This is a genomic window from Staphylococcus sp. HMSC077D08 (assembly GCF_001837945.1).
GTDB lineage: Bacteria > Bacillota > Bacilli > Staphylococcales > Staphylococcaceae > Staphylococcus > Staphylococcus epidermidis.
Genome location: NZ_KV834794.1, coordinates 78426 through 93402 on the forward strand (window position 1 = coordinate 78426; position 14977 = coordinate 93402).

A 14977-nucleotide genomic window follows, 5' to 3' on the forward strand; every position below is an offset into this window, starting at 1 on the left:
CTTATGTGGTAAATATACTTAAAAGGAGCGCAAATATGAGTCGTAAAACATATGAAAAAATTGCTAGTATAAATGGTATGTTCAACGTACTTGAACAACAAATCATTCATAGTAAAGATATGGCATTATTTAGGAATGAATTTTTCTATGTAAACCATGAACACAGAGAAAATTATGAAGCGCTTTTGATCTACTACAAGGATAGTTTAGATAATCCCGTTGTAGATGGCGCATGCTACATTCTTGCTTTACCTGAAATATTTAATAAGGTTGATGTGTTTGAGTCTGATTTACCTTTTACCTGGGTTTATGATGAAAATGGGCTCACTGATACTATGAAGAGTATCAGTGTACCCCTTCAATATCTTATTGCAGCCGCTTTGGAAGTGACTGATGTAAATATATTTAAGCCTTCAGGTTTTACTATGGGCATGAACAATTGGAATATTGCCCAATTACGTATTTTTTGGCAATACTGCGCTATCGTTAGAAAAGAGGCTTTATAATACTATCAATTAGTAATAAACGTATCGTTTTTTAATTCTTTGGTTTATAAATTATATATTTTTCTAATTATCAGAGTGAGGTTAGGACATAATTCCTAACAAAATAGCCAGTAAATGAGTTTTTTTAAATTCATTTGCTGGCTTCTTTATTTACAATGCTTCTATTGTTGGCTCGCCTTCTTAGGGGACAGCTTCAGCCTGTAGTCTTCAACTTGTCTTGTTCCCTTAAGAGTCTCGCCAAAATATTTTGCCTTTACCATGTAATTTAACATTGAAATACTTAAAAAATAAGGCCCTTTCGTATAATTTGATAAATACCACTAAACAAAATTAACGAGATACCTAATGTATAAAGACTATAATATGACTCAACTTAATTTACAAAGGAAACTTCAGTACTTATTCCCGCAAATGATATTTCACGACATGACCGGACTCATTCTTTTTTTGTGATGAACTAATTATGAATTTATAATGAACCTGCTTTATTTCATTTTCAATATGGTTAAAATAATTTTTAAAGGGAAAACCAGTGAAAATGGAGGTGATACTATGTTTCAAATAGCAAAAAACGAAAGGATGCTAGAGGATTGCTTTGAAATAAGAAAATGTGTTTTCGTCAAAGAACAAGGCGTACCACTCGAAAATGAATTTGATCAATATGAAGATTACTCATTCCATATAGTGGGATACATAAATGAAATTCCTATGGCAACTGCTAGAATTAGATCTTTGAATACTCATGTTTGCAAAATTGAACGCGTAGCAATCATCAAGTGGTATCGCGGTCTAGGGTACGGTGAAAAATTAATACATGCTATTGAAACAATTGCAAAAAAACACCAATATAATAAACTCACTATGAATGCTCAATTACAAGCTCGAGACTTTTACTTAAAACTAGGTTACTCACCTTTTGGCAAAGTATTCTTAGAAGAAAATATAAAACATATTAGTATGAATAAGTTTTTATAAATCGGTTTACATTCTATATACAAACTTAGCAATTTTTAAAATTGTAATAATCTTTATGTAACATATAGGCTTATAATAAACGTAAATAGTGATTTGACAATGTTTCCAGCATAAAAAAACAATATTTCTGTTTGAGGCACAGGTTAAAATTACATTACAAATATGTTAAAAGCCATACAGTGTTAAGACTTAAAGATTATAATTGATACAAATCATATTAATGCGAGGAGTAAGAAATAAATGGCGAAGAAATTCAATTACAAATTACCGTCTATGGTTGCTTTAACGTTATTTGGCACAGCTTTTACTGCACATCAAGCAAATGCAGCTGAACAACCACAAGATCAGTCTAATCATAAAAATGTATTAGATGATCAAACTGCCCTCAAGCAAGCAGAAAAAGCTAAAAGCGAAGTTACACAATCAACTACAAATGTATCTGGTACACAAACATATCAAGACCCTACCCAAGTTCAACCAAACCAAGATACACAAAGTACTACATATGATGCATCATTAGATGAAATGAGCACTTATAATGAAGTTTCATCAAATCAAAAGCAACAATCTTCATCAATAAATGATGAGAATCAAAATCAAACGAATTCTTCTACAAAAAATCAACAAGAAGAAACAAATCATTTGACACAAGAAGATAAAACATCCACTGATACAAATCAATTACAGGAGACACAATCTGTAGCAGATGAAAATGAGAAAGATTTAGGAGCTAACGCGGGTACTGAACAACAAGACAAGAAGATGACAGCAAGTCAACCTTCCGAAAATCAAGCAATTGAAACTCAAACTTCTTCTAATGATAATGAAAGCCAACAAAAAAGTCAGCAAGTAACTTCTGAACAAAATGAAACTGTTACACCTAAAGTATCAAATACAAACGCATCTGGTTATAATTTTGATTACGATGATGAAGACGATGATAGCTCAACAGACCATTTAGAACCTATATCATTAAACAATGTGAATGCTACATCTAAACAAACTACTTCATATAAATATAAAGAGCCAGCTCAACGTGTAACAACTAATACTGCAACAAAAGAAACGGCATCTAATCAAGCGACTGTAGATACAAAGCAATTCACCCCATTTAGTGCAACTGCTCAACCGAGAACAGTTTATTCTGTATCTAGTCAAAAAACATCATCATTACCGAAATACACACCAAAGGTTAATTCTTCAATAAATAACTATATTCGTAAAAAGAATATGAAAGCACCAAGAATTGAAGAAGATTATACGTCATATTTCCCTAAATATGGCTATAGAAACGGCGTTGGACGTCCTGAAGGTATCGTTGTTCATGATACTGCAAATGATAACTCAACAATCGATGGCGAGATTGCCTTCATGAAACGTAATTACAACAGTGCATTCGTACACGCATTTGTTGATGGCAATAGAATTATAGAAACAGCTCCGACAGACTATTTATCTTGGGGTGCAGGTCCTTACGGAAATCAACGTTTTATCAATGTTGAAATCGTCCATACACATGATTATGATTCATTTGCACGTTCAATGAACAACTACGCTGATTATGCTGCAACACAATTGCAATATTATAATTTAAAACCTGATAGCGCTGAAAACGATGGAAGAGGAACAGTTTGGACACATGCTGCTATCTCTAACTTCTTAGGAGGTACTGACCACGCTGACCCTCACCAATATTTAAGAAGCCACAATTATAGCTATGCAGAATTATATGACTTAATTTATGAAAAATATTTAATTAAAACGGGTCAAGTAGCACCTTGGGGCACAACATCTACAAAACCGTCACAACCTTCTAAACCATCAGGAGGAACTAATAATAAGTTAACTGTATCTGCTAATCGTGGTGTTGCTCAAATTAAACCAACAAATAATGGCTTATATACAACTGTTTATGACAGTAAAGGTCATAAGACTGATCAAGTACAAAAAACACTATCCGTTACTAAAACTGCAACATTAGGAAATAACAAATTCTATTTAGTTGAAGACTACAATAGCGGAAAAAAATACGGTTGGGTTAAACAAGGTGATGTTGTTTATAACACTGCTAAGGCACCAGTAAAAGTGAATCAAACATATAATGTTAAAGCAGGGTCAACACTTTACACAGTTCCTTGGGGTACACCAAAACAAGTTGCTAGCAAAGTATCTGGTACTGGAAATCAAACTTTTAAAGCAACTAAACTGCAACAAATTGATAAAGCGACGTATCTTTATGGTACAGTGAATGGTAAATCTGGTTGGATTAGTAAATACTACTTAACTTCAGCATCTAAACCTAGCAATCCAACTAAACCTTCAACAAATAACCAATTAACAGTGACTAACAATAGTGGTGTTGCTCAAATCAATGCAAAAAATAGTGGCTTATACACTACAGTTTATGACACTAAAGGAAAGACAACAGATCAAATCCAACGTACATTGTCAGTAACAAAAGCTGCCACACTTGGTGATAAAAAATTCTATCTTGTTGGTGATTATAATACTGGTACAAATTATGGTTGGGTAAAACAAGATGAGGTCATTTACAATACAGCTAAATCACCTGTGAAAATCAATCAAACATACAACGTTAAACCTGGTGTTAAATTCCACACAGTACCTTGGGGCACATATAATCAAGTGGCTGGAACAGTTTCTGGTAAAGGCGATCAAACTTTTAAAGCAACTAAACAACAACAAATTGATAAAGCAACATATCTTTATGGTACAGTGAACGGTAAATCTGGTTGGATTAGTAAATACTATTTAACTACACCATCAAAAGTTCAAACTTTGTCTACTCAATCAACACCAGCACCTAAACAAGTACAATCATCTACACAAACTGTAAATCAAATTGCTCAAGTGAAAGCTAATAATTCTGGAATAAGAGCATCCGTATATGATAAAACAGCCAAAAGTGGTACGAAATACGCAAACCGTACATTCCTTATCAATAAACAACGTACTGAAGGTAATAACACGTATGTACTACTTCAAGATGGAACAAGTAATACGCCATTAGGATGGGTAAACATTAATGATGTGACAACTCAAAATATTGGAAAACAAACTCAGTCTATAGGTAAATATTCAGTAAAACCTACAAATAATGGTCTATATTCTATTGCTTGGGGTACTAAAAACCAACAATTACTAGCACCTAATACGCTAGCCAATCAAGCATTTAATGCTTCCAAAGCTGTTTACGTTGGCAAAGATTTATATCTTTACGGAACAGTCAATAACAGAACAGGATGGATTGCTGCTAAGGATTTAATCCAAAACAGTACTGACGCTCAGGCAACACCATATAACTATACTTTTGTTATCAATAATAGTAAAAGTTATTTCTATATGGATCCAACAAAAGCAAACCGATATTCTTTAAAACCATATTATGAACAAACTTTCACAGTCATTAAGCAAAAAAATATTAATGGCGTAAAATGGTACTATGGACAACTTTTAGACGGTAAATATGTTTGGATAAAATCAACTGACTTAGTTAAAGAAAAAATTAAATATGCATATACTGGAATGACTTTAAATAACGCGATAAATATCCAATCTCGTCTTAAATATAAACCACAAGTACAAAATGAGGATTGGAAATGGTCAAATGCCAATTATAGTCAAATTAAAAATGCTATGGATACAAAGCGTTTAGCTAATGATTCATCCTTAAAATATCAATTCTTACGTTTAGATCAACCACAATACTTGTCAGCACAAGCTCTCAATAAATTATTAAAAGGCAAAGGTGTACTTGAAAACCAAGGTGCTGCATTTAGCCAAGCAGCACGTAAGTATGGTCTAAATGAAATTTATCTTATCTCACATGCTTTAGTAGAAACAGGTAATGGAACTTCACAACTTGCTAAAGGCGGAGATGTTTCAAAAGGTAAATTCACAACTAAAACAGGTCACAAATACCATAATGTCTTTGGAATTGGTGCATTCGACAATAATGCACTTGTAGATGGTATTAAATACGCTAAAAATGCTGGATGGACTTCTGTCTCTAAAGCAATCATTGGTGGCGCTAAATTCATTGGAAATTCATACGTGAAAGCAGGACAAAATACGCTATATAAAATGCGTTGGAATCCTGCAAGCCCCGGTACGCATCAATATGCAACTGATATTAATTGGGCAAATGTCAACGCACAAGTATTAAAACAATTTTATGATAAAATTGGTGAAGTCGGTAAGTACTTCGAAATTCCAACATACAAATAAATATGAAGTAAGGCAGCTCTCATAGTTAATGAAAGTAGAGTTGCCTATTTTTTTGATGATTATTTATCATGTCACTACTTCGAATATGACAGATGCTAAATATTAAACTTTTTCAAATAAAAAAAGCTAAGCACACTTATATGTAATTTAATATTACAATTCAGTTGCTTAGCTTTATATGTTTATATATAATTGAATGTATTTTACACTTAACATCATAATTAAAAACTGGTATATATCAGATGAAAATATGTCTACTATTAAGTTTGTTTAATAATTGATTTAAACTTGCAATTTCGTCTGAAGATAAACATTGACATCTCGCTTCAATTAACTCGCATCTCGCCGTGTTAATTTGCTGAATTAAAGCCCTTGCTTCTTCAGTTAATATTAGTTCTTTACATCGTAAATCTTCATGAGATTGTTGACTCATGATATAACCTTTTTGGACTAACTTTTTAATCCATCTTGATACAATTGATTGTTCCCTACTAATCTTCATAGTTAAATCGTATTGAGATAAACGATCATAATTATATAAAATACGTAGTAACTCTAATTGTTCAGAAGTAATGTCAGTTCGTTGACCAAAGCGTCTATTAACTAAATTCAAATCATTATTTGTTAGTGTGATAAGTTTTTCAAGTTGTTTATACATGTTGTTCTACTCCACTATATTAAGTTAATAATATTATATGCCTTATTTATAAATTATACAATACAAATATACACATTACACAAATTCGTTGCATCATTACCTATTTTTATACTACATTAGAGTATGTCTAAATTGTAAAAAAGGAGAGCGTTTATGACAGCCATCAAAGATAGGGATTATTTTTTCGATAATGCTCGAGCAATATTGATATTTCTAGTCGTATTAGGACATTTATTACAACCTTATACATCTGAAGATAAATTTTTACAAGCTTTATATTTATTAATATATAGCTTTCATATGCCTACCTTTCTATTTATCTCAGGCTACTTTGCTAAGAATTTAGATAAACCTAACTATTTAGAAAAAATTGCAAAAAAATTACTTCTTCCTTATGTAATATTTTTTGCGTTTTTCTCACTTTATTACTATTTCACTGGTAAAGAAGATGCAATTCAATTAGATCCATTTAATCCAGTTTTTGCATTATGGTTTTTACTCACCCTTTTTTTCTTTCACGTTGTTTTAGTTATAGTGAGAAGGTATAATCCGTATATTGTACTATTCATATCCGTACTTGTTTCTGTATTAGCTGGTTTCTCTGGCAATATCGACAGTTATATGAGTATATCAAGAACCATTGTGTTCTTCCCTATCTTCTTTATAGGACATTTGGTTACACAATCACATACCGAAAAACTTAGAAATAAAAAATGGATTCCCATTTCTATTATCATTTTGATTACCTTCTTTATAGGATACACAATCCATCCTATTAATGGAGATTGGTTATTAGGAAGTACACCTTATACTTCTTTAGAAAGTAACGGAGAGGATGTTTATAGTCCTCTTAAACGCTTATTACTCTATGTCATTATACTTTTAACTATGTGTGCATTTCTAAATCTAATGCCACAAACTAAGCGTATTTATACCTATATAGGACAGCGCACAATGTTTGTTTATTTATTACACGGTATCGTTATAGGAGTCATTCGCGGGTTTGGTCTATATCCATTTAAGGATCAGATTTCTATCTTTACCTATCTTTATTTATTTATCAGTGCGAGTGTGATTGTATTAATATTATCTTCAAAATGGGTTTGCAAATGGACGAATCTGTTCATTAATTTAAAAAGGCCTTCTCAATTTAAAAATTAAAATTTCATAAAACAATTCAGTAAATCACCAAAATGTAGAGATTAAAATATGTTATGATAGTAATAATTTGAAAGAATTATGAGACTATTTAAACAATTTAAATACTACATTTTGGTATTTTTATATAGAGAGGTTTTAGCAAATGAAATTATCATTAAATTCAAGTTCAAAATTTTTAAGAGCCCCTAGTATTCGTCAATTTTCTAATAGAATTAAAGCGATTGACGATTGTGTTAATTTAACAATTGGACAACCCGATTTTCCTATGCCAGATGTGGTCAAAAATGCTTATATCAAAGCAATCAAAAACGATAAAACAAGTTATTCTCATAACAAAGGTTTATTTGAAACACGACAAGCTATTAGCCAATATTTTAAACGAAAATACGATTTCTTTTATAGTGAGGAAGAAATCATCGTTACTAATGGTGCGAGTGAAGCATTAGATACATCGTTAAGAAGCATTATTGAGCCTGGCGATGATATCCTTATTCCAGGACCGATATACGCTGGTTATATCCCATTAGTTGAAACTCTAGGTGGAAATCCAGTATATATAGATACTACACAATCAGATTTTAAAGTAACACCTGAACTGATTGAGTCGCATCTAACGCATAAAACTAAAGCTATACTTCTCAATTACCCTACCAACCCAACAGGCGTAATACTCGAACGCTCTGAGGTCAAAAATATAGTAGACACACTTGTAAACAAACACATTTTTATTATCAGTGATGAGATTTATGCTGAAAATACGTTTAAAGGACAACATACATCTTTTGCTGAATTTCCAGAAATTCGAGATCAATTATTACTGATAGGTGGTTTGAGTAAGTCCCATTCTGCAACAGGTATTCGAATCGGCTTTTTACTTGGTCCTGAATATTTAATTGAAAAATTAACCTTTATGCACGCTTACAATTGTATTTGTGCAAATGTACCAGCTCAAATTGCTTGTACCACCGCTTTAAATGAAGGGATAAATGCCCCTTTATACATGAATCGTGATTATATTGAACGTCGTAATTACCTGAAAAAAAAATTAGAATCATTAGGCTTCGAATTAACTGCTCAACCTGAAGGTACATTTTACATCTTCCCTAGCATTAAAAAATTCACGGAAAATGATTTTGCATTTTGTGTTGATGTGTTGGAGAAAGCACACTTAGCTATGGTTCCTGGTTCCTCATTCACTGATATTGGCAAAGGGTATATTCGAATTTCATATGCTTATGATATGGAAACATTAAAAAAAGGAATGCATCGATTAGAAAATTATTTACACCAACATTATCCAGATCAAATGACCACTCAAACTATATAAATAGTCTGGAAAACATTTATTCCTGAAGTGAAATTTATGAGTGTAACAATCCCACATAACAATACAATAGGTTTAAATGTATCAAGTGTGTGCGCTAATCTGAGATTTACACTTGCAAATCGAGAGCATTCACTTTAAATAGTACATTTTAATTTTTAACATTGGTGATTACTTATATCTACCAATGTTGCTAATTGTTACTTATACTTATTAATTCCAATGAAATAATAAAATCGCCTAAGACACAATTCGTATCTTAGGCGATTTTAAATAATTGCTATTCATTAACTAGATTGGAATTGTAATTATAATATGCATTTTCAAAACCAGTCTATTATTCAACTATTGCTTATGGGAATTTAGGGAATTGGTCAAAATCAGGATTACGTTTTTCTTTAAACGCATCACGTCCTTCTTTCGCTTCATCAGTAGTATAGTAAAGTAAAGTCGCATCTCCAGCCATTTGTTGTAAACCAGCTAAACCATCAGTATCAGCATTCATTGCTGCTTTTAAGAAACGTAAAGCAGTTGGTGAGTGTTGCATGATGTCTTTACACCATTTAACTGTTTCGTCTTCAACTTGTTCTAATGGAACTACAGTATTCACTAAGCCCATATCCAAAGCTTCCTGTGCATTGTATTGACGGCATAAATACCAGATTTCTCTTGCTTTTTTATGGCCAACTATACGAGCTAGGTAGCCAGAACCGTACCCAGCATCAAATGATCCTACTTTTGGTCCAGTTTGCCCAAAAATAGCATTGTCTGCAGCGATTGTTAAATCACAAACAACATTAAGTACATTTCCTCCACCAATTGCATAGCCTCTAACCATTGCAATTACTGGTTTAGGAATCACACGAATTAAACGTTGTAAATCTAATACATTTAAACGAGGAATATCATCTTCACCTACGTAACCACCGTGTCCACGTTTTTTTTGATCTCCACCTGAACAAAATGCTTTGTCCCCTTCACCAGTTAATACAATTACTGATACATTTTGGTCATCACGCGCACGTGAAAATGCATCAATCATTTCAGCAACTGTTTTAGGAGTAAATGCATTTCTTACTTCTGGACGATTAATCGTTACTTTGGCAATCCCTTCGAAAAATTCATATTTAATTTCATCATATTCTCTAAGTGTTTCCCACTGTCTAGTCATTTTGCTCCTCCTTTAAAAAACCTAATATTATTGTATCAAATTCCGTGCTATCTTCCACATGAATTGTATGTCCGACATTAGAAATTTGAACTTTATGACTATCTTGTAAGTGATTCTCTAATTGTTGTCCTATTTGAACAAACTTTTTATCTTTTTCTCCTACTAAAATTAAAGTAGGAATGCGTATCGATGATAGATGTGGCCATAAATTAGGCATATGACCTGTACCATAATCACGAAGGGCTTTGGCCAATCTATGAGCATCTTGATTCATGCGATTATTGCGAATACTTTGGCGTATCTCAGGAGCTAGATTATACTGCGAACGAAAAAGTGGCAACTTTTCCCAATCATTCACAAAAATATCTAAACCAGCAATTTCAAGTACTTTCGCACGTGCAGCATCTACTTGGGCACGTTCCTCTTTATCCGTCTCATCTTGAATACCTGCTGAAGTACTCTCTAAGAGCAACCCTGATAGCGTTTCATTACCATGTATGGCATAATAAAGCGCTACCCGGCCACCCATAGAGTAACCTAGAAGAAACACATCATATGTTTGATATTGTATTAAAACCTCATCAAGTTGACGTGTAATAAACGGGAAATCCCACACATCATCCATACTTGAGGTATCTAAACCATGGCCAGGTAAGTCAATTGTTAACACGTTCGTATGTTCTACGAGGGGTTCTATATGTGAATGATAAGTAGTAGCATCACTTATAAAACCATGCAACATCACCAATAGTTGCTTACTTTGGTTCTTAGATTCATAAAAATTATAATGTAACATTAACAATCTCACTCAATTTCTGATATAAATATTGATGTTGATGTAAATTTTCGTCTCTATTGGTCATAACTTCATACATGTGAGAACCCATTTTGGATAATTCAGCATATTTAAAGTCAGTCAAATTATCAAAACGCTTAAATGTAAAATCATATAACAGTGCAGTATATTCAAAGTTTAAGCCTGTTGGTGTTCCAAATAATCGCTCAAAATATTTTGTAGCTGATCGTTTTTGAGGTAAATATGAAAAGATACCTCCCCCATCGTTGTTAACTAATACAATGTTAATATGAAGTTCATTTAATTTGGCCATTAATAAACCGTTCATGTCATGATAAAAAGATAAATCACCAATAAGCAACGTCACATTCTTATGTGCCGCCATACCTAGCGCAGTTGAAACTACTCCGTCAATTCCATTGGCACCCCGATTAGCGTATACAGATGCCTCACTATCAAACAGTAAATTATCGACATCTCTAATTGGCATACTATTTCCGACAAATAATGTATCTTCTTTTGTAAGTTTTTGAATTAAACTCCCCACATATGCCGCTTCATCTGTCGCATGCTTTAAGTAATCACTTATCTCAATGCGTGCTTGTTGTTCAAGTGATTGCCATTGTTGTAACCATTTTTTTCGTTCAACAAGCGGTTCTTCCATTAATGAACGGAAAAAATCATTTGCTGAAATCTCATAAGATATATGAGGAGGTGTTGGAAATACATCAATTTGATCATTATTCTGCACAATAATTTGATACGCATCGGTTTTCTTCAACCATTGATTTAATTTTTTAGAAATAACTGGCTTACCTACACGTATGACATAATCTACTTCTAAATTTAAACCAGCTCGATACAATAAATCATAAGTGGTTATAACATTAGGATGTTTCTCCTTACGAAGCTGACTAAGGGGATCTGCTAAGATTGGCAGATCATATATAGTTGAATACGTTAATATTTGATCGACGGCTTGGTGTTGCATATCTCCGACAATGATGAGACCATTTTTTTCTTGTAATATGTCTTTTATATCATCTATCGAAATCGATTTCTGATAATGAGGTAACGTTTTAGTTACAGATGTTAATAAATCGACACGATTTAAATCTGGTGTTAGTGGTTCTCTAAATGGTAAATTAAAATGAATCGGTCCTCGGTGTGGTCCATATAAATATTGACTTGCAATTTGCATTTGATAATTAATTGTATCAATTGTATGTTCACTTCCATCAGCAATCGGCAAATCAAATTGAAAGTTCACATAATTACTAAACATATTTACCTGATTAATTGCTTGAGGTGCACCCACACTGCGCAGTTCATGCGGTCTGTCGCTCGTTAAAACAACGAGTGGCAAACGACTAATTTGACTTTCAGCTATAGCGGGTGTGTAGTTCGCAGCAGCTGTTCCAGATGTACAAAGAATTGCTACAGGTTTTTCGCTACCTTTAATAAGACCTAAAGCAAAAAATGCAGCACTTCGCTCATCAGGGTGAATCCACGTTTTAATACTTGGATGTGCTTCGAAAGCAAGTGCTAATGGTGTTGAACGTGAACCTGGACTAATTACTACTTCTCTTACACCATAAGCATAAAGCTCTGAAGCAAATGAAAATACTTGTTCAGTTAAAGCTTCACTATGATTCATCATTATTATCTACTCCTAAGGCGTTCATCATTGGTGAGAATTTAACTGCAGTTTCAGCAACTTCACTATCAGGATTCGAATTTTTAACAATGCCACATCCAGCGTATAAAGTTGCTTGTTGCTCTTTAATTAGCATAGAACGTATAGCAACAATGAATTCACAATCATCATAAACATCAATATAGCCCACCGGTGCGCCATATAAACCTCGAGTACCAAACTCTTTATTCTCAATAAAATCAAGTGCTTCTTCTTTAGGATAGCCACCTAGCGCAGGTGTAGGATGTAAACGATCGATTAAACCAATGTATGATTCGTCATTTAAATTAGCTTTGATTTCCGTATATAAATGATACATATGATCATTTTTTAAAATATTAGGTGTTTCATTGTACTCTACATCCTGTACAAAAGGCTCAATATCATTTAAGATACTCTCTACAACAAAACGATGTTCTCCTAAATTTTTCTTATCTTTAAGAAATGCTTCTATATTCTTATTATCTATTTGCTCATTATGTGTACGTTTAATGGTACCTGCTACTGCTTTTGTAGATAAAACACCATCTTCAACTTTGATTAATTGCTCAGGCGTTTGAGAAAAGAATATTGACTGATTAGCTTCTAATAAAAATATATAACTATTTTTTTCATTTTCAAGAGCCCGATTTAAAACATATGGAATATTGATTTTTTTATCAAATTTAACTAAACGACGACGCGCGAGAACGATTTTTTTATTGTCGTCAATCGTATCAATCGCTTCTTTTACAAGCTCACGCCAATCATCCTTATAAATATCTTCCATACGCGTCACATCTCCAAGTGTTTCCTCTGGATTATCCATGGTTGTTTGTTCAAAATGTGCCACTAAAGTTTTAAAAGCTTGTAAATCGAAATCTTGTCGCTCTGTTGTATAAGTTAGATAAGTACGCGTACCTTCATTAGAAATTAATACTTTAGGTAAAACAAAATGGTTTAAACCATATTCTCTCCATTCATCATCTGATTTGTGACTCGAAAATTGAAAACCGCCACACAATCTAAGATGATGATATCTATTATGTGGATGAATGAGTTCAATATTATTTTTTAATTTTTCCCAGTCCTTAAAAATGGATTGCTTATTCTCAAAGTCGTTTTTAAACCTATGAATAGCATGATATCCAAAATACGAAGAATAATTATCATTTAAGCGCATGTAAAAACGGTCCCCAGCATCTTTTTCAGTTAAATGAAACAACACACTAGGTTTCATAGTTTTATTTAATTCAACTTCAACTGAAACCCAATCTTTTGTACTTTCATATAACTTATCGAGGATTGCCTGTTCGTCTATATTCACATCCATTTTTTTCACTTCTTTCTCCTCCGAATTTTACTCATTATTACATTGTATCATTTTTAATCTTTTATGTAGTTATTAATGCTTAAACAAAACATGCAATTTTTCACGTTGATTGACCTTTACTGGTGTTTCATTTAAAATGTTGATGATAAAACTATATAAATAAGAGGTTGTGCATATCATGTCAGATCAATATCAACAATATTCCACTGTTAAGAAGTACTGGCAATTGATGAGACCTCATACTTTAACAGCCGCTGTTGTCCCTGTACTCGTTGGTACTGCAGCAGCTAAAATATATTTACTCGGTAGCGAAGACCATCTAAAATTTAGTCTTTTCTTAGCTATGTTAGTTGCATGTTTGTTAATTCAAGCTGCAACAAACATGTTTAATGAATACTATGACTTTAAAAAAGGTCTTGATGATCATACCTCTGTGGGTATTGGTGGTGCTATTGTACGTAATGGTATGAGTCCAAAACAAGTAATGAATTTAGCAATTGCTTTTTACATCATTGCAGCACTTTTAGGTATCTTTTTAGCAATACAAAGCTCATTCTGGATTATTCCAGTAGGCATTGTTTGTATGGCAATTGGCTATCTATATACCGGTGGCCCTATTCCAATTTCATGGACACCTTTTGGTGAACTATTTTCAGGATTATTTATGGGTATGATTATCATACTACTTTCATTTTTCATACAAACCGGTAATGTTCAAGGATATGCCGTTTGGTTAAGTATTCCAATAGTCATCACAATTGGTTTAATCAATATGGGTAACAATATTCGTGACCGTATTAAAGACAAGGCTAGCGGTAGAAAAACTTTACCTATACTTTTAGGTAAACGTGCTTCAGTTATTTTTATGGCAATGATGTATGCCGTCGCATATATCATTGTCATCATTACAGCCTTTTTTAAACCTGCGGGATCCTTATTTTACTTGTTAGTCTTATTATCATTCCCAATGCCTATTAAAGCGGTAAGACGTTTTAATAAAAATGATACGCCTGAAACAATGATGCCTGCGATGGCTGCGACAGGTAAAACGAATACATTCTTTGGTTTATTGTATGCATTAGGAATCTATATTAGTGCACTTTTAGGTGCAATCTAAACTTTCACACGAA

General features: G+C 32.9%; 11 protein-coding genes. 6 read left to right on the forward strand and 5 right to left on the reverse strand.

Translation table 11 applies throughout. From position 1 onward, the window contains the following. Positions 1–35: 35 nt before the first annotated feature. The 3 genes from HMPREF2663_RS08145 to HMPREF2663_RS08155 all read left to right on the forward strand — a co-directional run bounded on the left by HMPREF2663_RS08145 (position 36) and on the right by HMPREF2663_RS08155 (position 5729). On the forward strand, positions 36–506 hold the full coding sequence (locus HMPREF2663_RS08145; RefSeq protein ID WP_002458054.1) for a DUF2538 family protein: 471 nt from the start codon (positions 36–38) through the stop codon (positions 504–506). 552 nt (positions 507–1058) lie between these two features. After that, a complete protein-coding gene (locus HMPREF2663_RS08150) occupies positions 1059–1481 on the forward strand; it encodes a GNAT family N-acetyltransferase (protein WP_002475754.1) in 423 nt (140 codons plus the stop codon). Between the two features lie 240 nt (positions 1482–1721). Then, positions 1722–5729, forward strand: coding sequence for an N-acetylmuramoyl-L-alanine amidase (locus HMPREF2663_RS08155; RefSeq protein ID WP_070846158.1), 4008 nt, complete (start codon positions 1722–1724; stop codon positions 5727–5729). 238 nt (positions 5730–5967) lie between these two features. Here the strand turns inward: HMPREF2663_RS08155 and HMPREF2663_RS08160 are convergent, their stop codons facing one another. Next, on the reverse strand, positions 5968–6387 hold the full coding sequence (locus HMPREF2663_RS08160; protein ID WP_001831691.1) for a MarR family transcriptional regulator: 420 nt from the start codon (positions 6385–6387) through the stop codon (positions 5968–5970). A gap of 153 nt (positions 6388–6540) precedes the next feature. Here HMPREF2663_RS08160 and HMPREF2663_RS08165 point away from each other — a divergent pair, with 153 nt between their 5' ends. Together HMPREF2663_RS08165 and HMPREF2663_RS08170 are read left to right on the forward strand one after the other, a co-directional pair. Further along, a complete protein-coding gene (locus HMPREF2663_RS08165) occupies positions 6541–7548 on the forward strand; it encodes an acyltransferase family protein (protein ID WP_002490071.1) in 1008 nt (335 codons plus the stop codon). Between the two features lie 142 nt (positions 7549–7690). After that, a complete protein-coding gene (locus HMPREF2663_RS08170; RefSeq protein ID WP_070846160.1) occupies positions 7691–8875 on the forward strand; it encodes an aminotransferase class I/II-fold pyridoxal phosphate-dependent enzyme in 1185 nt (394 codons plus the stop codon). Positions 8876–9224: 349 nt separating this feature from the next. On the opposite strand, the gene menB is transcribed toward HMPREF2663_RS08170, so the two are convergent. From menB to HMPREF2663_RS08190, 4 genes are read right to left on the reverse strand one after another with little or no spacing between them, the layout of a single operon-like run. Further along, positions 9225–10043 carry a 1,4-dihydroxy-2-naphthoyl-CoA synthase gene (gene menB / locus HMPREF2663_RS08175; protein WP_001831706.1) on the reverse strand — a complete coding sequence of 273 codons (819 nt, stop codon included), beginning with the start codon at positions 10041–10043 and terminating at the stop codon, positions 9225–9227. Next, positions 10036–10839, reverse strand: a complete 804-nt coding sequence (menH, locus tag HMPREF2663_RS08180; RefSeq protein WP_002490059.1) for a 2-succinyl-6-hydroxy-2,4-cyclohexadiene-1-carboxylate synthase — start codon at positions 10837–10839, stop codon at positions 10036–10038. Before menH ends, menB begins: the two co-directional genes overlap by 8 nt. Continuing rightward, positions 10826–12499: a 2-succinyl-5-enolpyruvyl-6-hydroxy-3-cyclohexene-1-carboxylic-acid synthase gene (gene menD / locus HMPREF2663_RS08185; RefSeq protein WP_002446133.1), complete on the reverse strand. Its 1674-nt coding sequence runs from the start codon at positions 12497–12499 to the stop codon at positions 10826–10828. Before menD ends, menH begins: the two co-directional genes overlap by 14 nt. Further along, complete coding sequence (locus HMPREF2663_RS08190; protein WP_002446132.1) at positions 12486–13847, reverse strand: isochorismate synthase; 1362 nt, start codon at positions 13845–13847, stop codon at positions 12486–12488. Before HMPREF2663_RS08190 ends, menD begins: the two co-directional genes overlap by 14 nt. A gap of 178 nt (positions 13848–14025) precedes the next feature. Here HMPREF2663_RS08190 and HMPREF2663_RS08195 point away from each other — a divergent pair, with 178 nt between their 5' ends. Beyond that, positions 14026–14964 (forward strand): 1,4-dihydroxy-2-naphthoate polyprenyltransferase, encoded by a 939-nt coding sequence (locus HMPREF2663_RS08195; protein ID WP_002446131.1) that lies wholly within the window; start codon positions 14026–14028, stop codon positions 14962–14964. Positions 14965–14977 lie beyond the last annotated feature (13 nt).